Raw genomic sequence first — 24630 nt, 5'->3', positions numbered from 1 at the left:
GACGATCGCGATTCGTCCCTCGATCGGGTGAGACAGACAAACCATACACTCGCTTGGTCGTCGCTTGCGCCGTCGGGCAAATCAGTGATTGAGAATTTTCGCTGGGCGGCGGCGCATCCGAGCTTGTCTGCGACCTGACCTAATCCGACCGCCAGGCGCCGAGCAGAAATCGTCGCTTCGGCGCGGAGCCCGCTTGTTTCTGCACGTCCGGCAGGTCGACGGCATGGCGCTGCATCAGCAGGCGGATTGCGATCGCGATGATTACAAAGGGCGCCAGGTAGATCGCGAAAACTTCGAAGGCGTTCATGTCGTCCTCCGCGGCTTCGGAACAGACATGCTAGTACGATCATCGCGCGCGCGGGCGGCTAAAACTGTACCGGCGCCGCTGAGTTGGCGTTAACCGAATTCCCGGACGCCGATCAATTCAAGGTTGCGGAATACGGGTCTGTTTACCGATCCGGCGCTAGGGCTGGCGGATTGTGCAATGGAAAGTCCCACCGCAATGTCCGTGATCGCCGTCGAGCAGCCGTCCGCCCGCATTCCGCTCTCCGTCAAGATCGGCTTCAGCGCCTTCATGGCTGTCCTGGTGCCGGTGTACACCTACTGCTACGGGCCGACCAACTTTCTGTATTTCTGCGATGTCTGCCTGATCCTCACCTTGATCGGGGTCTGGACCGAGAGCGCACTGTTGATTTCGATGTGCGCCGTCGGACTCCTTGTGCCGCAAACATTTTGGGTGATCGACTTTCTCGCCCATGTCGCCGGCTGCTCGCTCACCGGAATGACCGACTACATGTTCGACCAGAACCTGTCGCTGTTCCTGCGGTTCCTGTCGGGCTTCCACGGCTGGCTGCCGTTCCTGCTGCTGTTCCTGGTCTGGCGGCTCGGCTATGACCAGCGCGCGCTGATCGCCTGGGGCGTGCTGGCATGGGCGCTGCTGCTGATCTGCTACTTTGTGATGCCGGGACCGCGGCCGGACCCGGGCATGACCCCGGTCAACATCAACTACGTCTTCGGCACCAGCGACAGGGCGGCGCAAGGCTTCGTGCCGCCGCTGGTGTGGCTGGCCGGCCTGATGATCGGCCTGCCACTGCTCGCCTTCATACCCACCCATTTCATGCTGCGGCGCGCCGCGCCGCCGATGTAGGGCCTGCGATTCGCGAGGCTACGCCATCACGTCGCTGCGGATACCATCGTGCATGGCCGCATGCGGCAGCCTCGATTGACACCAATCGACTCGGCGCTACGCTGCCGGAACAGAGCGTTTTCCCAAGCGACTCGAGACGAATTCAAAGCGCCGCAAGCACGACCAAGAAGCAAGACCCAGAAGAACAAGGAAAAGGGCAGGACACGCCGTGACACGCGTCATCGCGTCTTGAGCGGGACCACGCGGACCTCCGCGCTCGCGCCATTTCGCATCCGCAGCTATCGCTTTCAATGGCCGTCCGATCTGCTCACCTCCTGGGCGTTCGAGGTCGAGACGCTGGTGCTCGGCTGGTACATCATGGTCGAGACCGGCTCGGTGCTGCTGCTGACCGTGCTGGCGTCGCTGCAATATGTCGGCACCCTGGTCGCGCCGGTCGTCGGCATGATCGGCGACCGCATAGGGCACCGCGATCTGCTCGCCGTGATGCGCTTTGCCTATACGGTGCTCGCCGGCACCATCATGACGCTGGCGCTGACCGGGCATCTCGCCCCGCTGAACGTCATGATCATCGTCGCGATCATGGGTGTGATCCGCCCGTCGGATCTCGGCGTGCGCGGCGCGCTGCTCGCCGACATCATGCCGCCGGAGCAGCTGGTCGGCGCCATCAGCCTGGCGCGCACCACGCAGGACTCGGCGCGTATCGCAGGAGCCCTGACCGGGGCCGGATTGTTCGCGGCGCTCGGCATCGGCTACGTCTATGTCGGGATTGCCGGCTTCTATTTCGTCGCCGCCATCCTGATGCTCTGCATGAGCCGCCCGAAGTCGCATGGCACGACCGATCTTGCGGCCGCCGCGCCGGGCTCAAAGCTGCTGCGCGACCTCAAGGAGGGCATCGTCTATGCCTGGAGCGGTCCGGGCATGCGCGCCGCGCTCTGCGTCGCGTTCCTCGCCAACCTCACCGCGTTTCCGCTCACCAACGGTCTGTTGCCCTATGTCGCGCGCGACATCTTCCATACCGACCAGACCGGGCTCGGCTATCTCTCGGCAAGCTTTGCGGTGGGCTCGCTGATCGGCTCGATCACGCTCAGCATGGCCGGCGGGGTACGCATCGCGCGGCTCCTGATCGGCGCGACGCTCGCCTGGTACGCCATGCTGCTGGTGTTCGTCGAGCTCAGGACCATGCCGGTCGCGATGGCCTGCCTGCTGCTCGCCGGCATCGCGCAGAGCATGTCGATGATCTCGGCCGCCGTGATGCTGATGCGCAATGCCAGCGCGCATCTGCGCGGCCGCGTCATGGGCGTGCGCATGATGGTGATCTACGGCCTGCCGCTCGGGCTGCTCGCCGCCGGCAGCCTGATCGACCTGATCGGCTACACCGCGACCGGCACGCTGCTCGCCGCCGCCGGCTTCGTCGCCATGCTGGCGATCGCGCTGCACTGGCGCGCCGACCTCTGGCCGACCCACGCCCCGGCCAACGCCCGGTGAGGGGCGCGGCGCGATGCCGCGCCGCGGTCGCCGATGCGCCAAAAGGACGCGACAGCGCGGGCAAGCTGTCGTAGACCATTTTCGACGCTCCCATTTCCAGTGCCAAGTTCCAGTGCCAGGCCTTTTTCGTTTGATATTGTAATGCTCCGTCTTTTGACCCGCCTTGGACTGCGCTTCGACGACATCGTCGAGGAGCGCCGATTTGTAGACCAGTACGTACGGGGCAATATCGGCTGGACGCAGGTCGCGATGCTGCTCGGCGCCTTCACCTATGCCGGATATGCGTTCTGGGATTGGGTGCTCTATCCCGACGTCGTGGCGACCACGCTGGCGATCCGCGGCGGGGTCGCCGTGCTGGTCCTGCTGCCGCTCACCGCCTTGCTCTCGGTGCCGGCGATGAAGCCGTGGGCCGAGACGATCTTCCTCGTCTATTGCGTCGTTCCAGGCTGCGTGCTGCCGAGCGTCTACCTCGTGCTGCCCTCGGGATTCACCTATGCGGCACCCGGCGTGATGATGGTGATCCTGTTCGTCTCGACCATGCTGCCGCTGCGGATCGGGCCACTGGCGGTGTTCTGTCTCACGACATGGATTGCGCTATGCATCGCTGAATCGCTCGGGCCGGCTTTGCCGCCGGGGCTGCGCTTCATCAATCATTCCCTGGTCCTCAACGCCTTTGCGCTGTCGCTTTACGCCGTCGCCGCCCGCGAGTTCCGCGCGCGCCAGCAGTTTCGAACGGCGCAGGCGCTGAAGCAGGAAAAGGAGCGTTCGGAAGCCTCGTTGCGCGATCTGCACGCGACGCAATCGCAGCTCGTGCAGGCCGAGAAGCTGGCCTCGCTCGGGCAGCTCGTCGCCGGTGTCGCACACGAGGTCAGCACGCCGCTTGGCCTGGCGCTGACCACGTCAACCACCATGGAGGCGGACCTTCGCGCGATGGGCGAGGCGCTGAGCGGCACCGCCGTCCGGCGCTCCGACCTGACAAGGGGCATTGCACGAATCGAGAACGGCCTTCGACTGACCTCGGAAAACCTGCATCGGGCATCTGAAATGGTGCACAGCTTCAAGCAGGTCGCCATCCATCACGCCGACGAGGAGCGCCATACATTCGAGCTCGGCGGATGGCTCTCCGAGCTGATCGCAAAGCTCGGGCCGCTGCTGTCCCGGCAGGGATTGATCGTCGAACTCGACTGCCCGCAAGGCATCGTTCTGAGCAGCTATCCCGGCGCACTGGCGCAGGTGATCAGCAACCTGGCGTTCAACGCCGCGGCGCACGCTTATCCCGACGGCCGCGGCGGACGCTTCACCATGACGGTGACGCAGCCGGATCAGGCGCTCGCCCGGATCGCCTGCGCCGACCAAGGCGTCGGCATCCGCGAGGATTTGCAGGCCCGCGTGTTCGATCCGTTTTTCACCACCGGGCGGGAGCGGGGCAATATCGGCCTCGGCCTGCACATCGCCTTCAACACCGTCGTGTCGTCGCTCAGCGGCCGGATCGCGCTGGAAAGCGAACCAGGCCGCGGCACGCTGGTGCTGATCGAGATCCCGGTATCGAGCTAGCCGCTGGTGGTAGCCCGGCCTCTGGCCGATCGACGCATCGGCGAATGTGTGGCGAGGGCGCAGCAAGCGTCGCCCGGATGAGCGAAACGATATCCGGGGCATCCGGCCCCGCATGTCGCTTCGCTCATGCGGGCTACAGATGACATGTTGCGGCGCTCACGCGGGCCACGGGTGCTGAACCGCTACCGCTTGCGATCTAAAAATCCCTGCAGCAGGCGCTGCGGCTCGCCGGTCTGGAACGACTTTCCGAACACGCCGACGCTGAGGTTGACCGACTCGGTCAGCGGCAGCTCTTCCCACTGCCGCAGCAGGTCCTTCTGGATGCGCAGCGCTTCGGGGCCGCATTCCAGCAGCGCCTTGACGGTGTGCTCGACGGCGTCGTCGAGGCCGCCGAGTTTTGCCACGGTGTCGACCAGGCCCCAGGCGAGCGCGGTTTGGGCGTCGATGTTCTCCGCGGTCATGATCAGCCAGCGGGCGCGGCCCCAGCCGATCAGGCGCGGCAGCAGCGCGGCGTGGATCACCGAGGGGATGCCGACGCGCACCTCGGGCATGCCGAACATCGCGTCATGTGCGGCAACGCGGACGTCGCAGGCGGCCGCGACCTCGAGGCCGCCGCCGAGGCACCAGCCGGGCAGGCGGGCGATCACCGGCGCCGGGAATTTGCGCACGGCCTCGCAGAGGTCGCGCAGCCGGCTGATGAATGCTTCGGCGGATGTCTGGTCGAGCGTCGCCATTTCCTTGATGTCGGCGCCGCCGATCATGCTGCGCTCGCTTTCGCCGGCCAGGATCACCGCGCGGATGCTCGGATCGGCGGCCAGATGCTCAAAACCCTCGCGCACGCCGTTGGTGACCGCGGAACTCACGATGTTCAGCTTGCCGGCGTTGCAGATGGTGAGGCGGACGACGCCTCTGTCGTCGCGGGCGATGCCGCAGTGGGGATTGAGCATGTCCATGGAAAAGCCCCGGCGCAGGAATGGATCGACAAGTCATTTCGGGATGGTGCGCAAGCACCAGACCCGGAATCTCGAGATTCCGGGTCTGGTGCTCGCGTCGCCCCGGAATGACTTGCGCCATGTCCCGGACAAAGCATGGCTCTGTCAAGGGACCGGGTGCGGCGGTTGCGCCGAGGGATGCGGATCTATAGAATTATATGCGTCATATAAATGGAGCCGTCATGACCGCCGCCGAAAGCATCGATCTTCGTTCGCCCGATCTAACGCGCACCCGCGTGGTGGAATGGCAGGCGCCCGGACCGGTGGCGAAAGCGGCGCTGCCGATGTCCGGGATCGAGGCGATGCGCGCGATCCGCGACGGCCGGTTGCCGCCGCCGCCGATGGCCAAGATGATCGGCTTCCGCATGGCCGTGGTCGAGCAGGGGCGCATCGTGATGGAACTCGAGCCGCATGAGAGCCTGGAAAACACCATCGGCCTGCTGCACGGCGCCACCGCCGCGGCGCTGCTCGATACCGCGATGGGCTGTGCGATCTCGACCATGCTGCCGGCGGGGCAGACTTCGGTGACGCTCGACCTCAAGCTGACCTATCTGCGGCCGCTGTCGGCACGGTCGGGCACCATCAGCGCCGAAGGCAAGGTGATCAAGCTCGGGCGCCAGACCAGCTACACCGAGGGCTTCGTCCGCGACGGCAAGGGCAATCTTGCGGTGCACGCGACCGCGACGTTTTCGATGCTCGGCGGGGAACCGAAAGTGGCCGACAAGGCGAAATAACTGCAGCATTCCGGCCGCAAATCTGCTATTATATGATTAGAAACATTCCATGAGACCGGCATGCGCTATTCGAAAGAACACAAGCAGGAGACCCACGCGCGGATCGTCAAGAAGGCCGCGGCGCGGCTGCGCGAGCGGGGCGCCCACGGCATCGGTGTCGCCGACCTGATGAAGGACGCCGGCCTGACGCATGGCGGCTTCTACGCGCATTTCGACTCGCGCGAGGCGCTGGTGATCGAGGCCTTCAGCTACGCGATGGACCGCGCCATCGAGCGCTGGCGCAAGGTCGCCGCGGACACGCCGCCGGAGAAGCGACTTTCGACCATCATCGACGGCTATCTTTCGGCGGTGCACCGCGACGATCCCGGCCAGGGCTGCGCGATCCCGGCGCTCGGCGCCGAGATCGCCCGCGAGAGCCCGAAGACCCGCAAGGCGTTTGCCCTCAAGCTCGACCAGATGATCGACATGATGGCCGACCAGATCCTGGACGTGCCGCGCAAGGCCGCCCGCAAGCAGGCGACGGCGACGCTGGCGACCATGATGGGCACCATAGTGATGTCGCGCATCGCCGGCAGCGGCGAAACGTCCGACGAGATCCTGAGCGCGGGCCGCGAGGCGGTGCTGGGACGTGCCGCCGCGGCCAAGGCACCGGCGAAGAAGAAGGTGAATTAGCGCTTAGAGCGCCAACTGGTGCAGCGCGCCTAATATTCGATCCGTCACCCTGAGGAGCGCGCATCGCGCGCGTCTCGAAGGGTCGACGGCCCGGAGCTTTCCGAGCCGTCAGACCGGGGCCGTGCATCCTTCGAGACGCGCTACGCGCTCCTCAGGATGACGGGAATAACACGGTGTCCGCCTCACACCCCGCTAAAAAGCGCGCGCTCGGCTTCCACGGTCTCGTAGATGTAGTCCGCCACCGCGCGGATGCGGGCGAGGTCCTTGCTGTCGGCGTGCATCAGCAGCCAGAAGGTGCGGGAGATCCGCACCTCGTCTGGCAGCACCGGCTGCAACTCGGGGTGGGCCGTTGCCATGAAGTGCGGCAGCACGGCGATGCCGAAGCCGGCGATGGTGGCGTTGAGCTGCGCGATCAGATTGGCGCTGCGGAATTTCGCCGAGATCTTCGGCGAGACCTGCGGCAGATAGTCGAGCTCCGGCGTGAACAGGAGCTCCTCGATGTAGCCGACGAAGCGGTGCCGCGGCAGGTCGGCGCGCGCAGCAATTGCCGGCGCCTGGGCGAGATAGGCGGGTGCGGCATAAAGCCCGAGCGTGTAGTCCAGGAGCTTGCGGCCGACGATGCGACCTTCGTTCGGCATGGTCAGGCTGATCGCGATGTCGGCCTCGCGCTTGGAGAGCGAGAACAGCCGCGCGGTGGCGACGAGCTGCAGATCGAGATCGGGATACCGCTTGGTGAACTTGACCAGCCGCGAGGCCAAAAAGTGGCTGCCGAAGCCGTCGGGCGCGCCGATCCGCACCGTGCCGGTGAGGTGGGCGCGCGAGCCGCCGACCGCCTCCTGGTTGGCGACGATGGTGGATTCCATCGCCTCCGCGCTGTCGGCGACGCGCTGGCCGGCCTCGGTCAGCAGATAGCCGGTCTTGCGCCGATCAAACAGTTTTGCGGAGAGGTGGCGCTCCAGCCGGTCGACACGGCGGATCACTGTGGCATGATCGACGCCGAGCTGCTTGGCGGCAGCCGAAACCGACCCGCCGCGCACGATGGCAAGCACGAAACGGAAGTCGTCCCAGTCGATTGTGCCGCCGCCTTGATCCAGCATTTCCGCACATCTATGGTGCAATTTATCGGACTTGAATCCCATAAAATGCAGGGTCAATAGGGATTGTAAAGCGATCCCGCCGCGAGGAGCGGCGATTCAGGTGCTTCAGGGAGGTTTTTCCATGCGCTCAATCGGACATTTCATCGGTGGCAAGGAGGTCAAGGGCACGTCGGGCCGCACGGCTGACGTCTTCGAGCCGATGACCGGCGAGGTCCAGGCCAAGGTGGCGCTGGCCTCCAAGGCCGAGCTCCGCGCCGCGGTCGAGAACGCCAAGGCCGCGCAGCCGGAATGGGCCGCCACCAACCCGCAGCGCCGCGCCCGCGTCATGATGCGGTTCCTCGAGCTGGTGCAGCGCGACTACGACAAGCTCGCCGAGCTGCTGGCGCGCGAGCACGGCAAGACCGTTCCCGACGCCAAGGGCGACATCCAGCGCGGCCTCGAGGTCGCCGAGTTTGCCTGCGGCATCCCGCATCTGATGAAGGGCGAGTACACCGAGGGCGCCGGCCCCGGCATCGACATCTATTCGATGCGCCAGCCGCTCGGCGTGGTCGCCGGCATCACGCCGTTCAACTTCCCGGCGATGATCCCGATGTGGAAGTTCGCGCCGGCGATCGCCTGCGGCAACGCCTTCATCCTCAAGCCGTCGGAGCGCGATCCCGGCGTGCCGATGATGCTCGCCGAACTGATGATCGAGGCGGGCCTGCCGGCCGGCATCCTCAACGTCGTCAACGGCGACAAGGAGGCGGTCGACGCCATCCTCGACGATCCCGATATCAAGGCGATCGGCTTCGTCGGCTCGACTCCGATCGCGCAGTACATCTACGAGCGCGCCGCGCAGACCGGCAAGCGCTGCCAGTGCTTCGGCGGCGCCAAGAACCACGCCATCGTGATGCCGGATGCCGACATGGACCAGACGGTCGATGCGCTAATCGGCGCCGGCTACGGCTCCGCCGGTGAGCGCTGCATGGCCGTCTCGGTCGCGGTGCCGGTCGGCAAGACCACCGCCGACCGCCTGATGGAGAAGCTGATCCCGCGCGTCGAGTCGCTCAAGATCGGCACCTCGGTCGATCCGTCGGCCGATTACGGCCCGCTGGTGACCCGCGAGGCGGTCGAGAAGGTCAAGAGCTACATCGACATCGGCATCAAGGAAGGCGCGACGCTCGCGGTCGACGGCCGCGGCTTCAAGATGCAGGGCTACGAGAAGGGCTTCTATCTCGGCGGTTCGCTGTTCGACAACGTCACCAAGGACATGCGGATCTACAAGGAAGAGATCTTCGGCCCGGTGCTCTCGGTAGTGCGCGCCCACGACTATCACGAGGCGCTGGCGCTGCCGTCCGACCATGACTACGGCAACGGTGTCGCGATCTTCACCCGCGACGGCGACGCCGCGCGCGACTTCGCCGCCAAGGTCAATGTCGGCATGGTCGGCATCAACGTGCCGATCCCGGTGCCGATCGCCTATTACACCTTCGGCGGCTGGAAGAAGTCCGGCTTCGGCGACCTCAACCAGCACGGTCCGGACTCGATCCGCTTCTACACCAAGACCAAGACGGTGACCTCGCGCTGGCCGTCCGGCGTCAAGGAAGGCGCGGAGTTCTCGATCCCGACGATGAAGTGATTTCCGGGAACGTCATTGCGAGCGCAGCGAAGCAATCCATCTATCCCCCGCGTGGAAGAATGGATTGCTTCGTCGCTTCGCTCCTCGCAATGACGGTGGGGTAACCTTCAGGGCTAGGCGGCGAGATGCAGTTCGCTCTCAACGAGGACCAGATCGCGGTTCGCGACATGGCGCGGGCGTTTGCGGCGGAGAACATCGCGCCGCACGCGCTCGAATGGGACGAGACAAAGCACTTTCCAGTCGACGTGATGCGCGAGGCGGCAGGCCTCGGCATCGGCGGCATCTATATCAAGGACGATGTCGGCGGCTCGGCGATGACGCGGTTCGACGCGGCGCTGATCTTCGAGGCGCTGGCGACGGGGTGCCCGACCACGTCGGCCTTCATCTCGATCCACAACATGGCGTCCTGGATGATCGATGCCTACGGCAACGACATCCAGCGCCACACATGGCTGCCGAAGCTCTGCACCATGGAGCTGATCGCGAGCTACTGCCTGACCGAGCCGGGCGCCGGCTCCGACGCGGCCGCGCTGCGCACCCGCGCGGTGCGCGACGGCGATCATTACGTGCTCAACGGCCAGAAGCAGTTCATCTCCGGCGCCGGCAGCACCGACCTGCTGGTGGCGATGGTGCGCACCGGCGGCGAGGGTCCGGGCGGCGTCTCGACGCTGGTGATCGACGGCAAGACGCCGGGCGTGTCGTTCGGCAATAACGAGCGCAAGATGGGCTGGAATGCGCAGCCGACCCGCGCTGTCATGTTCGAGAACGCGCGCGTGCCGGTCGCGAACCGGCTCGGCGAGGAGGGCATCGGCTTCAAGATCGCGATGGCCGGGCTCGACGGCGGCCGGCTCAACATCGCGGCGTGCTCGCTCGGCGGCGCGCAGGCGGCGCTCGACAAGGCGTTGGCCTACATGAAGGACCGCAAGGCATTCGGCAAGCGCCTCGACGAATTCCAGGCGCTGCAATTCAAGATCGCCGACATGGCGACCGAGCTGGAAGCCGCACGCACCTTCCTGTGGCGGGCGGCCGCCGCGCTCGACCGCAAGGATCCGGACGCTTCCATGCTGTGCGCGATGGCAAAACGGTTTGGCACCGATGTCGGCTTCGAGGTCGCCAACCATGCGCTGCAGCTGCATGGTGGCTACGGCTACCTCAGCGAATACGGCGTCGAGAAGATCGTGCGCGATCTGCGCGTGCACCAGATCCTCGAAGGCACCAATGAAATCATGCGGCTGATCGTGTCGCGCAAGTTGATCGAGGGCGCGCGATGAATGATGCGGCAGCAGCCGAGGGCGACCTGATCGCGCGCAAGGAAGGTTCTGCCGGCATTATCCGGCTCAACCGGCCGAAGGCGATCAATGCCGTGACGCTGGAGATGTTCCACGACATCGACAGGGCGCTCGATGCGTTCGAGGCCGATCCCGATGTCGCTGTCATCGTGCTGGAGGGCGCGGGCGAGCGTGGCCTGTGCGCCGGCGGCGACATCCGCGCGCTCTGGGAGAGCTCCAAGGTCAAGGGCGATCTCGGCAAGATCCTGTGGCGCGACGAATACATCCTCAACGCGCGGATCAAGAAGTTCCCAAAGCCCTATGTCGCCTTCATGGACGGCATCGTGATGGGCGGCGGCGTCGGGCTGTCGGCGCATAGCCGCCACCGCGTGGTGACGGAGCGGACCAAGCTCGCGATGCCCGAGGTCGGCCTCGGTTTCTTCCCCGATGTCGGCGGCACCTATCTGCTGTCGCGCTCGCCGGGTGAGATCGGTACCTATTTCGGGCTCACCGGCACCACCATGAACGGACCCGATGCGATCTACGCCAAATTCGCCGACGCCGTGGTGCCGAGCGCAAAGCTGCCGGCGCTGCGCGAGGCGCTGACCAAGGTTACGCCAGGTACGAGTTCGGCCGAGATTGATCGGCTGATCGGAGGCTTCGCCACTAGCGAGAGGGCTGGCCCTGTCGCCGCGATGCAGGCCAAAATCGACGGCTGGTTCGCACACGGCCGGATGGAGGACGTCGTCGCCGCGCTGACGGCCGACGGATCGGATATGGCGCATGCCACGCTAAAGACGCTCAGTGAGAAGTCGCCGCGCGGCATGGTGGTGACGCTGAAACTGCTGCGGCTGGCGCGCGCGACCGCGACGCTGGAAGAGTGCCTGAAGCGCGAATATCGCGCCGCGCTCGAGGTGTTCGCCAGCGACGATTTCCGCGAGGGCGTGCGCGCAGCCGTCATCGACAAGGATCGCAATCCGACATGGTCGCCGGCCGGGATCGAACAGGTGACGCCGGAGATGCTCACGCCTTACTTCGCCGAGATCGGCGCTGACGAATTGAAATTTCCCGACAGCAAATAGAAACGTCGCAAGCGGAGGACTTCCCATGGCAAACGTCGCATTCATCGGGCTCGGCAATATGGGCGGGCCGATGGCCGCCAATCTGGTCAAGGCCGGCCACAAGGTGACCGCGTTCGATCTGGTCGCAGCGTCTCGCGATCAGGCCAGGAGTGATGGCGCCGCGATCGCCGAGAGCAGCGTTGCTGCGGTGAAGGGCGCCGATGTCGTCATCACCATGCTGCCGGCCGGCAAGCACGTGCTCGGTGTCTGGAACGAGGTGCTGCCCGCGATGGCCAACGGCGCGCTGATCATCGACTGCTCGACCATCGACGTCGAAAGCGCAAAGCAGGCGCATGTGCTGGCTGCCAAGCACGGCATGGCCTCGGTCGACGCGCCGGTCTCCGGCGGCACCGGTGGCGCCAAGGGCGCGACGCTGACCTTCATGTGCGGCGGCGAGCCGAAGGCATTCGCGGCGGCCCAGCCGATGTTGGCAAACATGGGCAAGAAGATCGTGCATTGCGGCGCGGGCGGTGCAGGGCAGGCAGCCAAGATCTGCAATAATATGATCCTCGGTATTTCCATGATCGCGGTCGGCGAGGCTTTCGTGCTCGCCGAAAAGCTCGGCCTGTCGCACCAGGCGCTGTTCGACGTCGCCTCGACCTCGTCGGGACAGTGCTGGTCGCTGACGACCTATTGCCCGGTTCCCGGCCCGGTGCCGACGTCGCCGGCCAACAACGATTACAAGCCGGGTTTTGCTTCGAACCTGATGGTCAAGGACCTGACCCTGGCGCAGGACGCCGCCAATGCCGCCGGCGCGGTCACGCCGCTCGGCAAGCACGCGCAGGAGATCTATAAGACCTTCGACGCGTCGGGCCACGGCGGGGTCGACTTTTCCGGAATTATCCAGCACGTTAGGGCCCTTGCCCCGAAGTAAATCGCCGTCATCCTGAGGTGCGAGCGGAGCGAGCCTCGAAGGATGCGAAAACGGTGCCTGTAGCCATCCTTCGAGACGCCGTGCTTCGCGCGGCTCCTCAGGATGACGTCAGAATACGTGGTGAAGCCGGATGACCACATTTCAGGACGCTCGCGCCTTTCTGCTCAAGCACCGCACCGACTACGACGCCGCGGTGAAGGGATTTCGCTGGCCCGATCCGGTGCCGTTCAACTGGGCGCTCGATTGGTTCGATGCCGAACTGGCGCGAAATCTTGACAGCCGCGACCGGCCGGCGCTGTGGATCGTCGATGCCGCCAGCGGCAACGAGACCAAGCTGTCCTTCGCCGAGCTGTCGCGCCGCTCAAACCAGGTTGTAAATTTCCTGCGCGCGCAGGGGCTGAAGCGCGGCGATCATCTGTTGCTGCTGCTCGGCAATGTCGTGCCGCTGTGGGAGACCATGCTGGCGGCGATGAAGCTCGGCGTCGTCGTGATCCCCGCCACCACGCTCTTGACCGCGGATGAATTGCGCGACCGGCTCGACCGCGGCAAGGCGAGGGCGGTGGTCGCCACGCAGGATCAGGTCGCGAAGTTCGCGGGCCTCGGCAGCGACAAGCTCGCCCGCATCGTGGTCGGCGCGACGCAGGCGCAGGACGGCTGGCTGCCGTTCGAGGATTCTGCCAAGCAGTCCGATGCATTCGCGCCCGATGGCCCTACCAAGGCCGACGACCCGATGCTGCTTTATTTCACCTCGGGCACCACGGCAAAGCCGAAGCTGGTGCGGCACAGCCAGCGCAGCTACCCGGTCGGCCATCTCTCGACCATGTACTGGATCGGTCTGCAGCCCGGCGACATCCATCTCAATATCTCCTCGCCCGGCTGGGCCAAGCATGCCTGGAGCTGCTTCTTCGCGCCGTGGAACGCGGGAGCGACGATCTTTATTGCGAATCAGCCACGCTTCGAGGCGAAGGGACTGCTCTCGATCATCGGCCGCTGCGGCGTGACCACGCTGTGCGCGCCGCCCACGGTGTGGCGGTTGTTCATCCAGGAAGAGCTCGCGAGCTTCAAGGTCTCGCTGCGCGAGGTCTGCGGCGCTGGCGAACCGCTCAATCCGGAGATCATCGACCAGGTCAAATCGGCCTGGGGGCTGACCATCCGCGACGGCTACGGCCAGACCGAGACCACGGCGCTGGCCGGCAACTCGCCGGGGCAGAAGGTGAAGGTCGGCTCGATGGGCCGGCCGCTACCGGGCTATCGCGTGCAGGTGACCGACAATGACGGCCACGCCGCGAAGGAAGGCGAGGTGACCTTGCTGCTCGGCGCAGACCGGCCGGCGGGCCTGATGCAGGGCTATCAGGGCGACGACGGCAAGCTGATCGGCACCGACGGCGAGATCTATCGCAGCGGCGACGTCGTGTTCACCGATGACGAGGGTTATCTGACCTTCGTTGGCCGCACCGACGACGTGTTCAAATCCTCCGACTACCGGATCTCGCCGTTCGAGCTGGAGAGCGTGCTGCTGGAGCATGACGCGGTGGCCGAAGCCGCCGTGGTGCCGAGCCCGGACCCGATCCGGCTGGCGGTCCCGAAGGCCTATGTGCTGCTGGTATCAGGCGTCGAACGAACGCCGGAGACCGCGCTGTCGATCTTCAAACATTTGCACACGCGGCTCGCACCGTTTAAACGCATTCGCAAGATCGAGCTGGTCACCGAACTGCCGAAGACGATTTCTGGAAAAATCCGTCGCGTGCAGTTGCGCCGGCTCGAACACGACGATGTCAGAAGCGATGCGTTGCGCGGGGTCGAGTTCCGCGAGGAAGAATTTCCGGAGCTGCAGAAGGTGCGGACCTCCGGTTAGCAGAGGTTAGCCAATGAACGAAGTCTGGAAGAAGCCGCCGGTGTCGCTGGAAACCTACCAGGGCATGGTCGGCAAGGAGATCGGCGTGTCCTCGTGGCACCTGCTCGATCAGGGCCGCATCGACACCTATGCCGACGTGATCGAGGATCACCAGTTCATCCATGTCGATCCCGAGCGCGCCAGGAAGGAGACCGCCTTCGGCACCACGATCGCGCATGGCTTCCTGACGATGTCGCTGATGTCGATCATGTCCTACGAGGTGATGCCGGTGCTCGAGGGCACCGCGATGGGCGTCAATTACGGCTTCGACAAGCTGCGCTTCATCTCGCCGGTGCGCTCCGGAAAACGCGTCCGCGGCCGCTTCGTGCTGGCCGAAGCCACGCTGCGCAAGCCGAAGGAGTTGTTGTCGCGCACCAACGTCACGGTCGAGATCGAGGGCGAGGAAAAGCCCGCGCTGGTCGCCGACTGGCTCGGCCTGATCTATTTCAGCTGAGGATCACAAGACACGGTTGTGTTGCAACCGCGAAGGGTTGTGCACCTCTCCCGCAAGCGGGGAGGTGCAGCGAGCCACCTCAATCTGTTTTTCAGGCGGTGCGCTGCTCTGGCCCATGTAGCGCATTGACGGCTGTGTTCCCCGGTGTCCATGATGCCCGCTTTAGGCGGTGCGGTCCCGGGAGTGGCAGCCATGGTGCAAAACATCGTCGCCGGAATTGTCGTAGTCGCTTTGATTGTGATCGGTGCGATTAGCTACGCTCAAGAGCATCACGAGTGCTGGAGCGGGCATCTGCTCAAAAGCCTGAAACCCTGCGGGTCGATGACCCCTTCGGTCTAGCGCGCCGGGCTTGACCCGGCCATCCATCGCTGCTCAAAAGTCTCCAACCTTTTCATGCCGCTCGGGCACTAACCCTCTCCCCTTGTGGGAGAGGGCGGCGAAATCGAGCGGAGCGAGATGAAGCCGGGTGAGGGGTCTCTCTCCGCGTGCTCATCCGTGGAGAGAACCCCTCATCCGGCGCGCTCGCGCGCGCCACCTTCTCCCACAAGGGGAGCAGGGAAGTCAGAGCAGGAATGACAAGCATGGCAATCAGGTTTGACGGACGCGTCGCTATCGTCACCGGCGCGGGCAATGGTCTCGGACGGGCGCATGCGCTGGGGCTCGCCAGCCGCGGCGCCAAGGTGGTGGTCAACGATTTCGGCGGCGCGCGCGACGGCACCGGTGGGTCGCTGTCGCCGGCCGAGACCGTGGTCGAGGAGATCCGGAAAGCCGGCGGCACCGCGATGGCCGACGGCGCCGACGTCTCGAACTTCGAGCAGGTCACCGCGATGGTCGAGCGCGCCACCAAGGAGTGGGGCAGCGTCGATCTGTTGTGCGCCAATGCCGGCATCCTGCGCGACAAGTCGTTCGCCAAGCTCGAGGTCGCCGACTGGGCCAAGGTGCTCGACGTGCATCTCACCGGCACCTACTACTGCTGCAAGGCGGTGTGGGCCGGCATGCGCGAGCGCAACTACGGCCGCATCGTGCTGACGACCTCGTCGTCCGGCCTGTTCGGCAATTTCGGCCAGGCCAATTACGGCGCGGCGAAGGCCGGGATGGTCGGCCTGATGAACGTGCTCGCCGAAGAGGGCCGCAAGAACAACATCAAGGTCAACACCATCTCGCCGACGGCTGCGACCCGCATGACCGAGGAACTGCTGCCGCCGCAGGCGCTGGCGCTGATGAAGCCGGAAGCGATCACGCCCGCGGTCGAATTCCTGCTCTCGGAGGACGCACCGACCCGCACCATCATGGGCGCCGGCGCCGGCTCGTTTGCCGTGATCCGCGTGCTGGAGACCGAAGGCGTCAACCTGCCGCAGTCGGAATGGACGCCGGACGGCGTCGCCGCGCACTTCAACGCGATCAGCGACATGTCGACCGCGAAGGCGCTGCAGGGCGCGTTCGAGCAGACGCAGAAGTATGTCGCCCAGGCCGCCGCGCGGGCCGGGATCAAGCTCTGAGCATGAGCGTCGCCGTCATCGGAGCCGGACCTGCCGGCCTGATGGCGGCGGAGGTGTTCGCGCAAGGTGGCGCACAGGTCACCGTCTACGACGCGATGCCGTCGGCCGGCCGCAAGTTTCTGATGGCCGGCCGTGGCGGGCTCAATCTCACCCACTCCGAGCCGCTGCCGGATTTCCTTGCGCGCTATCGCGAGGCGATGCCGCATCTGAAGGCTGCGGTCGAGGCTTTTCCGCCTGAAGCACTGCGCGTCTGGAGCGAGGCGCTGGGGCAGCCGACATTCGTCGGCAGCAGCGGCCGCGTATTCCCTGAGGCGTTCAAGGCGTCGCCCCTGCTGCGTGCCTGGCTGCGGCGGCTCGATGCCGCCGGCGTTGCGTTCGCATTCCGGCATCGCTGGATCGGATGGGACGCGCGCGGGGGATTGCTGTTCGAGACGCCGGACGGCCAGCGCACAGTCAAGGCCGATGCGACCGTGCTGGCACTCGGCGGCGCGAGCTGGCCGCGGCTCGGCTCGGACGGCACCTGGGCGGAGATCCTCGCCGCAAAGGGCGTTGCCATGGCGCCGATCAAGCCAGCCAATTCCGGCTTCACGGTTGCCTGGTCGAATATCTTCTGCGACCGGTTCGAGGGCCAGCCGCTCAAGGGCGTCGCGCTCACGATTGGTCCGCATACGGTGCGCGGCGAAGCGATCGTCACCCGCGCCGGCATCGAGGGCGGCGCCATCTATGCGCTGTCGGCGGAATTGCGCGAGGCGGTGCTCGCGAAGGGAACGGCGACACTGACGGTGGCGTTGCGGCCCGATGCCGCGCGCCACGAACTGGTCGCGCGTCTGTCGGCGCCGAAGGGCAAGCAATCCCTTTCCAATTTCCTGCGCAAGGCCGCGCAGCTCTCGCCGGTCGGCATCGGGCTGTTGCAGGAGGCGGCCGTCGCCGTCGGCCGTTCGCTGGCCGCGCTGCCGCCGGCCGAATTGGCCGAACTGATCAATGCGGTGCCGATCCGGATCACCGGCGTGGCACCGATCGCACGCGCGATCTCGAGCGCTGGCGGCATCAGGTTCGACGAACTCGACGCGCATTTCATGCTGCGGCGGCTGCCCGGCGTTTTCGCGGCCGGCGAGATGCTCGATTGGGAGGCGCCGACCGGCGGCTATCTGTTGCAGGCGTCGTTTGCAACAGGCGTCGCCGCTGGGAAGGGCGTGTTACGATGGCTCGTGCAGAAATCGTAGCTCTGTAGGATGGGTAGAGCGAAGCGAAACCCATCAACTTTTTTCCCAGCGGAAGCATGATGGGTTTCGCTGCGCTCTACCCATCCTACGGGATAGGCTCATTCCGAGCCGGTCTTCGTGGCGAGGTCGGTGATGAATCCAAGCACACCGAACGCCGCAGCCACCGCACACACCGCGGTCCAACCACCAAAGTTCCACGCCGCGGATGCCGCTGCCGCGCCCACCGCGCCGCCGATGAAGAACAGCGCCACGAACAGGCCGTTGATGCGGCCGCGCGCTTCGGGGCGCAGCAGGTTGACGGCGCGGCGGCCTAGCGTCTGGTCGGTGGTGATGCCGAGATCGAGCAGGATGGTGCCGAGGCTCAGCGCGACGAGTGCTGCAATCCGCGACTCCAGTACGCCGGCCCAAGCGCACAGCGCGAGCGATGCGGATATCAGCAGATGCGAGCCGATCAGCATCGGCCGTGCCAGGCCACGGTCGCCCCAGCGGCCGGCCAGCGGCGTCGCGACGGCGCCGGCAACGCCGATCAGTGCGAACAGTGCGATGCCCTTGGCGTCGAGCTTGAACGGCGCGTCCGGCAGGCGTAGCGCCACGGCGGCCCAGAACGCGGTGAACGAGGCCATCACCAGCGCCGCGGTCCAGGACCGGACGCGCAGCACCGGCTCCTCGCGCAGCAGTGTCGGGAACGAACGCAGCAGCGCGCCGTAGCTGACCTTCGCCGCCGGCTGTAGCGTCGGCAGGGTGCGCGCCAGTGCTGCGGCGAGCACCGTCATCAGCACGGCCGAGGTGACATAGTAGCCGCGCCAGTTCCAGCTGTCCGCGATCAGGCTCGCCATCGGCCGCGACAGCAGGATGCCGATCATCAGGCCGCTCATCACATCGCCGATCGCCTGTCCCCGGCGCTCCGGCGGCACCATCGACGCAACCAGCGGCACCACCATCTGGATCGCGGCGCACGACGCGCCGAGGATGAAGGTGGCGGCCAGCAGGATCAGCGGCGTCGGCGCCATCGCGGTGCCGATCGCCGCGACGATAGCGCAGGCCAGCGTCCGCAGGATCAGCCGCTTGTTCTCGACGAGGTCGACCAGCGGCACCAGCAGCAGCAGCCCGAGCGCGTAGCCCAGCAGGGTCAACGTCGAGATCAGGCCGGCCTCTAGCGTGGTCATGCCGAGCGAGCGGCCCATCAGACCGACGAGGATCTGCGGCGCAAAGAGATTGGTGACGACGGTGCCGGTCGTGATGGCGCCGATCCAGATCAGCGGACGCACGGCGACGGTGCGCGCCGGGGAGAGTTTGGTAGCTTCGGAGATGGTCATGGGACCTCGCGATGGAGTGGCGAGGCCCCCTTTAGGGGATCGGGATAATATGCTACAATTCAAATAAGATGATGAAGAATATGCGAGATTATTATGAACACCCATGACCTCGTGGCGTTCGTCGCCGTGGTCGAGACCGGATCGATCGTCGCGGCCTCGGCGCGGCTGAACCTGACCCAGCCCGGCGTGACGCGGCGGATCCAGAATCTCGAGGAGATGCTCGGCGCGCAGCTGCTCGACCGGCTATCGAAGCCGCTGAAGCCGACGGCGGCGGGAATCGAAGCCTATGAGCAGGGCCGCCGGCTGCTGCGCATGCTCGACGACCTCAAGTCAGGCGTCGCCAATGACGGCGTGGTGCGCGGCGAGTTCAGGCTCGGCCTGACACCGTTTTTGTCGGAGGCCGGGCTGACCGGACCGCTCGATGCGGTGCGCGGCGAATTTCCGGCGCTGGCGGTGCGCGTCGTCTCCGGCTGGTCGCCCAACCACATGGAGCGGGTCAGCCGCAACGAGCTCGATGCCGCTGCAATCTGTTTGCCTGACGGCACCGCGCCGCCCGACGATCTCGTGGCCGACGATCTCGGCGCGCAGCCGGTGGTGTTCGTCGTCGCGCGCGACACGAAGACGCCGAAGTCGGTCGATCTCGAATGGCTGTCGCGGACCGGATGGGTGATCAACCAGGACGGCTGCGGCTTTCGCCAGACGCTGAAGCGTCAATTCGATGCGGCGCATCTGCCGTTCAACATCGCGGTCGAGGCGCTCGACAGCGAGCTGCGGCTGTCGCTGGTGGCGCGCGGGCTCGGCATCGGCCTCGTGACGCCGGTGGCGCTGAAACGAAGCCCGATCCGTAGCCGGCTCAAGGCCGTGAAGATCGCGGATTTCAATCCCGCAGTCCGCGCCTGGATCGTGCATCGCCCGCCGGCCGGCCGCCTGGCGCGGCCGATCGAGGTGTTTCGCGCGGCGCTGGACCGCGAGCTGCAGGCGCTGATGCGGGAATAAATGCGGAGTTCGTAGGATGGGTAGAGCGAAGCGAAACCCATCAACTTCGATCCGCAGTGACATGATGGGTTTCGCTACGCTCTAGCCATCCTACAAGGTCTGTGTATGCGGCTACCGCAGCTTGCCCCGCGCCGTCACCGGCAGCGCACCGATGATCTCGTCACCGCGCACCATCACGACCTCGTCCATCATGTTGACGACGACGCAGACGTGATTGGGCACGATCCGCACCACGTCGCCGACATTGGGACGGGTGTTGCTGCGGGAGAGATCGAGGAAGCCGTGCTCCTCGGCGAAGCGCGCGATCCTGGCCTCGGGATGTTCGAGGATCAGGCCGTGGCCTTCGAGGCCGCCGGTGTCCGAGGTCAGCGTCTTGGAGCCGGCATCGAGGATGCCGCGCTCGGGGCCGGCGCGGCTGACGACGGTGGAATAGATGTGCAGCGCGCAATCGTCCCAGGTCGCGACGCCGGCCGCGACCTGCATGCGGTCGTTGTAGATGTAGGTACCGAAGCGATGCTCGGTGCCGCCCTTCAGCTTGCCGAGATTCTTCAGGTTCGGCGTGCCGCCGGTGGAGACGATGGTCGCGTCGAGGCCATGGGCGCGCACGCCGGCTAGCGCCTCGTCATAGAATTTCTGCGCATCGGCCCAGCCGGTCTCGGTCGGATACAGCATGAAGCCCGCGAAGCTGAGGCCCTTGGAGGCTGCGATCTCGCGCGCCAGCGCGATCGCCTCGGCCGGGGTCTCGACGCCGGCGCGCTTGCGGCCGGTGTCGCATTCGACCACGACCGAGAGCGGGCGGCCGGAGGCGGCGGCGGCCTTCGGCAGGTCGCCGACGACGACGGAATTGTCGGCTGCGACGGTGACGTTGGCCTTTGCTTGCAGCGCGCCGAGCCGCGCCATCTTCTCGTCGCCGAGCAGATTGTAGCTGATCAGGATGTTGTCGATGCCGGCGTCCGCCATGATCTCGGCCTCGCCGAGCTTCTGGCAGGTGATGCCTTTGGCGCCGGCCTTGATCTGCAGCTGCGCCAGCATCGGGTTCTTGTGCGTCTTGATGTGCGGACGGTTGGCGACGCCGGCCTCGTCGCAGGCCTTCTGGATGCGCGCGATGTTGCGCTCCACCCGGTCCATGTCGATCACGGCGCAGGGCGTGCCGTATTCCTTGGCGATCTTGGCGGCGAGGGGCGTCGTCATCGGGGTGGCTCCATTGCAGAGTTTCCGTCATTGCGAGTGGAGCGAAGCAATCCATCTGTCCGCGTTTGCAGATGCATGGATTGCTTCGTCGCTCCGCTCCTCGCAATGACGGCAAGAATCATTGTGTTCATGCCTGCTCGATCTCTTCGCGCAGCACCTCTAACTCGAGCCAGCGGTCCTCGGCGGCAGCGAGCTCTTGCTGCGCCTTTGCGATCGCGGCCGAGGCGGCGTCGAATGTCTTGCGATCCTTCGTATAGAGATCGGGATCGTCGAGCAGCTTCTGCTGCTTGGCGATCTCGTTGTGCAGCTTGTCGATGGTCTTCGGCAAGGTTTCCAGCGCGTGTTTCTCGTTGAAGCTCAGCCGGCGCCGCGGTGCTGCCTCGGGCGCCGCGGCCCTGGCTTCCTTCTTCTCTTCGGTCGCGGTATCCGCCTTCACCGTCTCGCGCTTCACGTCGGCGCCGCGCTGCGTCAGCATGTCGGAATAGCCGCCGGCATATTCGATCCAGCGGCCCTGGCCCTCGGGCACGATCACCGAGGTCACGACGCGGTCGAGGAAGTCGCGGTCGTGGCTGATCAGGATCACCGTGCCTTCGTAATCGCCGAGCATGTCCTCGAGCACGTCGAGGGTTTCGAGATCGAGGTCGTTGGTCGGCTCGTCCAGGATCAAAAGGTTCGACGGCTTGGCCAGCGCGCGCGCCAGCATCAGGCGGCCGCGCTCGCCGCCGGAGAGCGCTTCCAGCGGCGTGCCGCGCTGCTCCTGCGCGAACAGGAAGTCCTTCATGTAGCCGATGACGTGCTTCGACTTGTCGCCGACCATGACGTGATCGCCGCGGCCGCCGGTGAGCGCCTCGGCCAGCGTCAGCTTCGGGTCGAGGCTCTCGCGGTGCTGGTCGAGGGTTGCCATCTCGATATTGGCCCCGAGTCGCACCGAACCGGACTCGGGCGGATCGTTGCCGATCAACAAATGCACCAATGTGGTCTTGCCGGCGCCGTTCGGGCCGACGATACCGAGCCGGTCGCCGCGCTGGATCCGAGTCGAGAAGCCGTCGACGATCCTGCGCTCGCCGAACGCTTTCGCGATGTTCTTGGCTTCGATCACCAGGCGGCCGGACTTTTCGGCTTCGGCGGCGGCGAGCGTTGCATTGCCGGTGGCGCCGCGATAGTTGCGGCGCTGGTCTCGCAGCGCAAAGAGATTGCCGAGCCGCTTGACGTTGCGCTTGCGGCGGCCGGAGACGCCGTAGCGCAGCCAGTGCTCCTCGTTGACGATCTTGCGGTCGAGCTTGTGCTGCTCGCGCTCTTCCTCGGCCAGCACCTCGTCGCGCCACGCCTCGAAGGCGCCGAAGCCGCGCTCGATCTGCCGGATCTGGCCGCGGTCGAGCCAGGCCGTGGTGCGCGACAAATTGGTGAGGAAGCGGCGGTCATGGCTGATCAGCACCAGCGCGCAGCGCCGGCTATCCAGTTCGCCCTCGAGCCATTCGATGGTCGGCAGGTCGAGATGGTTGGTCGGCTCGTCAAGCAGCAGGATATCGGGCGAGGGCGCCAGCACCCGGGCCAGCGCCGCACGGCGCGCCTCACCGCCGGAGACATGCGCCGGATCTTCCTCGCCGCTGAGGCCGAGCTGTTCGAGCAGATAGCGCGCCTGGTAGTGGTCGTCGCCGGGGCCGAGGCCGGCCTCGACATAGGCGAGCGTCGTCTTGTGGTCGCCGAAGTCCGGCTCTTGCGGCAGATAGCGGATGGTGGCGCCCGGCTGCACGAAACGGCTGCCCGCGTCCGGCTCGACCAGGCCGGCGGCGATGCGCAGCAGCGTCGACTTGCCGGAGCCGTTGCGGCCGATCAGGCAGACGCGCTCGCCCGCGGAGACCGACAGCTCGACGCCGGTGAGCAGCGGCGTGCCGCCGAAGGTCAGGCTGATGTCCTTGAGCTGGATGAGAGGGGGAGGAGCCATCGCGCTAACCCTGCTGGCTCGCCTGCGCCTGCTCGGCGCGGCGGCGCTGGATACGGCGGATGGTCTGGTCGAGCGTCGACAGGAAGGTCGAGCGGTCGCGCGGCGAATATGATTTCGGCCCGCCGGTGATCTCGCCCGACGAGCGCAGATCGGTCATCAGGTTGCGCACCGCGAGCGTCATGCCGATTGACTGCTCCGTGAACGGCTTGCCGTTCGGCGCGATCACGTCGGCGCCGGCCTTGACGCAGCGGCTCGCCAGCGGGATGTCCGCCGTGATCACGATGTCGCTCTCACGCGCGCGTTCCGCGATCCAGTCGTCGGCCGCATCCATGCCGGAACCGGCAGCGATGCGCTCGATCAGCGGATCCTGCGGCACGCGGATGAAATTGCCCGCGACCACGCTGACGGGCACGCCGTGCCGGATCGCGACGCGATAGATCTCGTCCTTCACCGGGCAGGCGTCGGCGTCGACATAGATGCGGGTGGGAGCAGGGGTTTCAGTCATCGATTCCAGGGTTGGCAGGCGCGGCCTGCGTGTACTCCATCGGGCGGAAAATAGCGAGCAAAACGAGAGGCTTGTCACGCTGCCCGGTTCGACTACGATTGCCTGAGAAAAACAACGGAAATAAGGGGAAACCCCATGGATTCGAAGACGGCTTCGCTGACCTACTGCGTCTCGGCGTACAACACCTCGAAACTGTCGGAGAACAAGATCCACGACGACACGGTGGCGCGAAAGTTCGGCTTTTCCGGCGGGCTGGTGCCCGGCGTCGACGTGATGGCCTACATGATGCACCTGCCGGTCGAGAAATGGGGCCGCGACTTCCTCGCGCGCGGCCTGATCGAGGCGCGCTTCGTCAAGCCGGTCTATGACGGCGAGATCGCGGAATTGACCGGACAGGAGACCGGCAATGGGCTGACGATCGAGCTCCACAGCCGCGGCGAGCTCTGCGCCACCGGCACCGCGTCGCTGCCGGCCTCCGCGCCGAAATTCGTGCTCGATGACTACAAGCAGGTCGCCGCGGTCTCCGAGCGCAAGCCGGTCAGCGCCTCGTCCTATGAAGAGGGCAAGTGGCTCGGCACCATCCCGCGCGACTGGTCGGGCGATGCCGCGAAGGAGTATCTCGCCGATATCAGGGAGACCGACCCGATCTACCTGCGCGAAGGTCTCGGCCATCCCGGCCTGCTGCCGCGGGTGATGAACAAGGTCCTGGTCGACAATGCGATCCTCGGGCCCTGGATCCATGTCGGCACCCGCATGCAGTTGCTGTCGGCGGGCAAGATCGGCGACGAGCTGACCGCGCGCGCCAAGGTGACGGGCAATTACGACAAGAAGGGCCACCGCTTCGTCGAGCTCGACGCGCTGGTGCTCGGCAATGGCACCCCGCTCGCGCATTGCTGGCATATCGCGATCACCCAGCCGCGCGAGCAGGCCGCGGCGTAACTTTCCACCTCTCCCCGTTCTTCACGGGGAGAGGTCGGATCGCATCGCAGATGCGATCCGGGTGAGGGGCAAGGCACAATTCCAGTTACAACGACCTTGCTCGCCG

The 24630-nt window shown here is 65.9% G+C and carries 23 protein-coding genes; 16 read left to right on the top strand and 7 right to left on the bottom strand.

Annotated elements, in window-relative coordinates:
- Nucleotides 1–139 precede the first annotated feature (139 nt).
- On the bottom strand, nucleotides 140–307 hold the full coding sequence (locus J2R76_RS10590) for a hypothetical protein (protein ID WP_168855689.1): 168 nt from the start codon (nucleotides 305–307) through the stop codon (nucleotides 140–142).
- A gap of 177 nt (nucleotides 308–484) precedes the next feature.
- On the opposite strand from J2R76_RS10590, the gene J2R76_RS10585 reads away from it, so the two are divergent.
- The 3 genes from J2R76_RS10585 (at nucleotide 485) to J2R76_RS10575 (ending at nucleotide 4186) form a co-directional block, all read left to right on the top strand.
- Nucleotides 485–1147 (top strand): hypothetical protein, encoded by a 663-nt coding sequence (locus J2R76_RS10585; protein WP_233475336.1) that lies wholly within the window; start codon nucleotides 485–487, stop codon nucleotides 1145–1147.
- Between the two features lie 228 nt (nucleotides 1148–1375).
- The gene (locus J2R76_RS10580; protein ID WP_076826567.1) at nucleotides 1376–2632 is read left to right on the top strand and encodes an MFS transporter; all 1257 of its coding nucleotides are present in this window, start codon (nucleotides 1376–1378) and stop codon (nucleotides 2630–2632) included.
- 141 nt (nucleotides 2633–2773) lie between these two features.
- A complete protein-coding gene (locus tag J2R76_RS10575) occupies nucleotides 2774–4186 on the top strand; it encodes a sensor histidine kinase (RefSeq protein WP_076826569.1) in 1413 nt (470 codons plus the stop codon).
- A 182-nt stretch (nucleotides 4187–4368) separates the two neighbouring features.
- Here J2R76_RS10575 and J2R76_RS10570 read toward each other — a convergent pair whose 3' ends face one another.
- Complete coding sequence (locus tag J2R76_RS10570) at nucleotides 4369–5139, bottom strand: enoyl-CoA hydratase (RefSeq protein ID WP_076826571.1); 771 nt, start codon at nucleotides 5137–5139, stop codon at nucleotides 4369–4371.
- A gap of 221 nt (nucleotides 5140–5360) precedes the next feature.
- On the opposite strand from J2R76_RS10570, the gene J2R76_RS10565 reads away from it, so the two are divergent.
- Together J2R76_RS10565 and J2R76_RS10560 are read left to right on the top strand one after the other, a co-directional pair.
- Nucleotides 5361–5912 carry a PaaI family thioesterase gene (locus J2R76_RS10565; RefSeq protein ID WP_076826573.1) on the top strand — a complete coding sequence of 184 codons (552 nt, stop codon included), beginning with the start codon at nucleotides 5361–5363 and terminating at the stop codon, nucleotides 5910–5912.
- A gap of 60 nt (nucleotides 5913–5972) precedes the next feature.
- The gene (locus J2R76_RS10560; RefSeq protein WP_076826575.1) at nucleotides 5973–6584 is read left to right on the top strand and encodes a TetR/AcrR family transcriptional regulator; all 612 of its coding nucleotides are present in this window, start codon (nucleotides 5973–5975) and stop codon (nucleotides 6582–6584) included.
- A gap of 182 nt (nucleotides 6585–6766) precedes the next feature.
- Here J2R76_RS10560 and J2R76_RS10555 read toward each other — a convergent pair whose 3' ends face one another.
- Nucleotides 6767–7681: a LysR family transcriptional regulator gene (locus tag J2R76_RS10555; RefSeq protein ID WP_076826576.1), complete on the bottom strand. Its 915-nt coding sequence runs from the start codon at nucleotides 7679–7681 to the stop codon at nucleotides 6767–6769.
- 121 nt (nucleotides 7682–7802) lie between these two features.
- On the opposite strand from J2R76_RS10555, the gene J2R76_RS10550 reads away from it, so the two are divergent.
- The 9 genes from J2R76_RS10550 to J2R76_RS10510 all read left to right on the top strand — a co-directional run bounded on the left by J2R76_RS10550 (nucleotide 7803) and on the right by J2R76_RS10510 (nucleotide 17632).
- Nucleotides 7803–9299, top strand: coding sequence for a CoA-acylating methylmalonate-semialdehyde dehydrogenase (locus J2R76_RS10550; protein WP_057020030.1), 1497 nt, complete (start codon nucleotides 7803–7805; stop codon nucleotides 9297–9299).
- Between the two features lie 125 nt (nucleotides 9300–9424).
- Nucleotides 9425–10570, top strand: a complete 1146-nt coding sequence (locus J2R76_RS10545; RefSeq protein WP_076826578.1) for an isobutyryl-CoA dehydrogenase — start codon at nucleotides 9425–9427, stop codon at nucleotides 10568–10570.
- A complete protein-coding gene (locus J2R76_RS10540; RefSeq protein WP_057019763.1) occupies nucleotides 10567–11649 on the top strand; it encodes an enoyl-CoA hydratase/isomerase family protein in 1083 nt (360 codons plus the stop codon). Before J2R76_RS10545 ends, J2R76_RS10540 begins: the two co-directional genes overlap by 4 nt.
- A gap of 25 nt (nucleotides 11650–11674) precedes the next feature.
- The gene (mmsB, locus tag J2R76_RS10535; protein ID WP_076826580.1) at nucleotides 11675–12562 is read left to right on the top strand and encodes a 3-hydroxyisobutyrate dehydrogenase; all 888 of its coding nucleotides are present in this window, start codon (nucleotides 11675–11677) and stop codon (nucleotides 12560–12562) included.
- A 130-nt stretch (nucleotides 12563–12692) separates the two neighbouring features.
- On the top strand, nucleotides 12693–14417 hold the full coding sequence (locus J2R76_RS10530) for an AMP-binding protein (RefSeq protein ID WP_076826582.1): 1725 nt from the start codon (nucleotides 12693–12695) through the stop codon (nucleotides 14415–14417).
- A 13-nt stretch (nucleotides 14418–14430) separates the two neighbouring features.
- Nucleotides 14431–14910 (top strand): MaoC family dehydratase, encoded by a 480-nt coding sequence (locus tag J2R76_RS10525; protein ID WP_016846543.1) that lies wholly within the window; start codon nucleotides 14431–14433, stop codon nucleotides 14908–14910.
- Nucleotides 14911–15102: 192 nt separating this feature from the next.
- Nucleotides 15103–15249, top strand: coding sequence for a hypothetical protein (locus tag J2R76_RS10520; protein WP_225159189.1), 147 nt, complete (start codon nucleotides 15103–15105; stop codon nucleotides 15247–15249).
- Between the two features lie 242 nt (nucleotides 15250–15491).
- Nucleotides 15492–16409, top strand: coding sequence for an SDR family NAD(P)-dependent oxidoreductase (locus J2R76_RS10515; RefSeq protein ID WP_076826583.1), 918 nt, complete (start codon nucleotides 15492–15494; stop codon nucleotides 16407–16409).
- Between the two features lie 2 nt (nucleotides 16410–16411).
- The gene (locus tag J2R76_RS10510) at nucleotides 16412–17632 is read left to right on the top strand and encodes a TIGR03862 family flavoprotein (protein ID WP_076826585.1); all 1221 of its coding nucleotides are present in this window, start codon (nucleotides 16412–16414) and stop codon (nucleotides 17630–17632) included.
- A gap of 98 nt (nucleotides 17633–17730) precedes the next feature.
- Here J2R76_RS10510 and J2R76_RS10505 read toward each other — a convergent pair whose 3' ends face one another.
- A complete protein-coding gene (locus tag J2R76_RS10505; RefSeq protein ID WP_076826587.1) occupies nucleotides 17731–18948 on the bottom strand; it encodes an MFS transporter in 1218 nt (405 codons plus the stop codon).
- A 93-nt stretch (nucleotides 18949–19041) separates the two neighbouring features.
- On the opposite strand from J2R76_RS10505, the gene J2R76_RS10500 reads away from it, so the two are divergent.
- Nucleotides 19042–19944, top strand: coding sequence for a LysR family transcriptional regulator (locus J2R76_RS10500; protein WP_076826589.1), 903 nt, complete (start codon nucleotides 19042–19044; stop codon nucleotides 19942–19944).
- Nucleotides 19945–20055: 111 nt separating this feature from the next.
- Here J2R76_RS10500 and J2R76_RS10495 read toward each other — a convergent pair whose 3' ends face one another.
- From J2R76_RS10495 to J2R76_RS10485, 3 genes are all read right to left on the bottom strand, one after another.
- Entirely contained in the window at nucleotides 20056–21135 is a 1080-nt protein-coding gene (locus tag J2R76_RS10495; protein ID WP_076826591.1) for a D-TA family PLP-dependent enzyme, read from the bottom strand.
- Nucleotides 21136–21262: 127 nt separating this feature from the next.
- Complete coding sequence (locus tag J2R76_RS10490; RefSeq protein WP_076826593.1) at nucleotides 21263–23080, bottom strand: ABC-F family ATP-binding cassette domain-containing protein; 1818 nt, start codon at nucleotides 23078–23080, stop codon at nucleotides 21263–21265.
- A gap of 4 nt (nucleotides 23081–23084) precedes the next feature.
- On the bottom strand, nucleotides 23085–23585 hold the full coding sequence (locus J2R76_RS10485; RefSeq protein ID WP_076826595.1) for a YaiI/YqxD family protein: 501 nt from the start codon (nucleotides 23583–23585) through the stop codon (nucleotides 23085–23087).
- 135 nt (nucleotides 23586–23720) lie between these two features.
- On the opposite strand from J2R76_RS10485, the gene J2R76_RS10480 reads away from it, so the two are divergent.
- A complete protein-coding gene (locus J2R76_RS10480; RefSeq protein ID WP_076826597.1) occupies nucleotides 23721–24524 on the top strand; it encodes a hypothetical protein in 804 nt (267 codons plus the stop codon).
- Nucleotides 24525–24630 lie beyond the last annotated feature (106 nt).

It is taken from the genome of Bradyrhizobium sp. USDA 4532 (genome assembly GCF_024171315.1).
Lineage (GTDB): Bacteria > Pseudomonadota > Alphaproteobacteria > Rhizobiales > Xanthobacteraceae > Bradyrhizobium > Bradyrhizobium australafricanum.
Note: the sequence above shows the minus strand (reverse complement) of the source record. Positions and strands in the feature narration are given on the sequence as shown.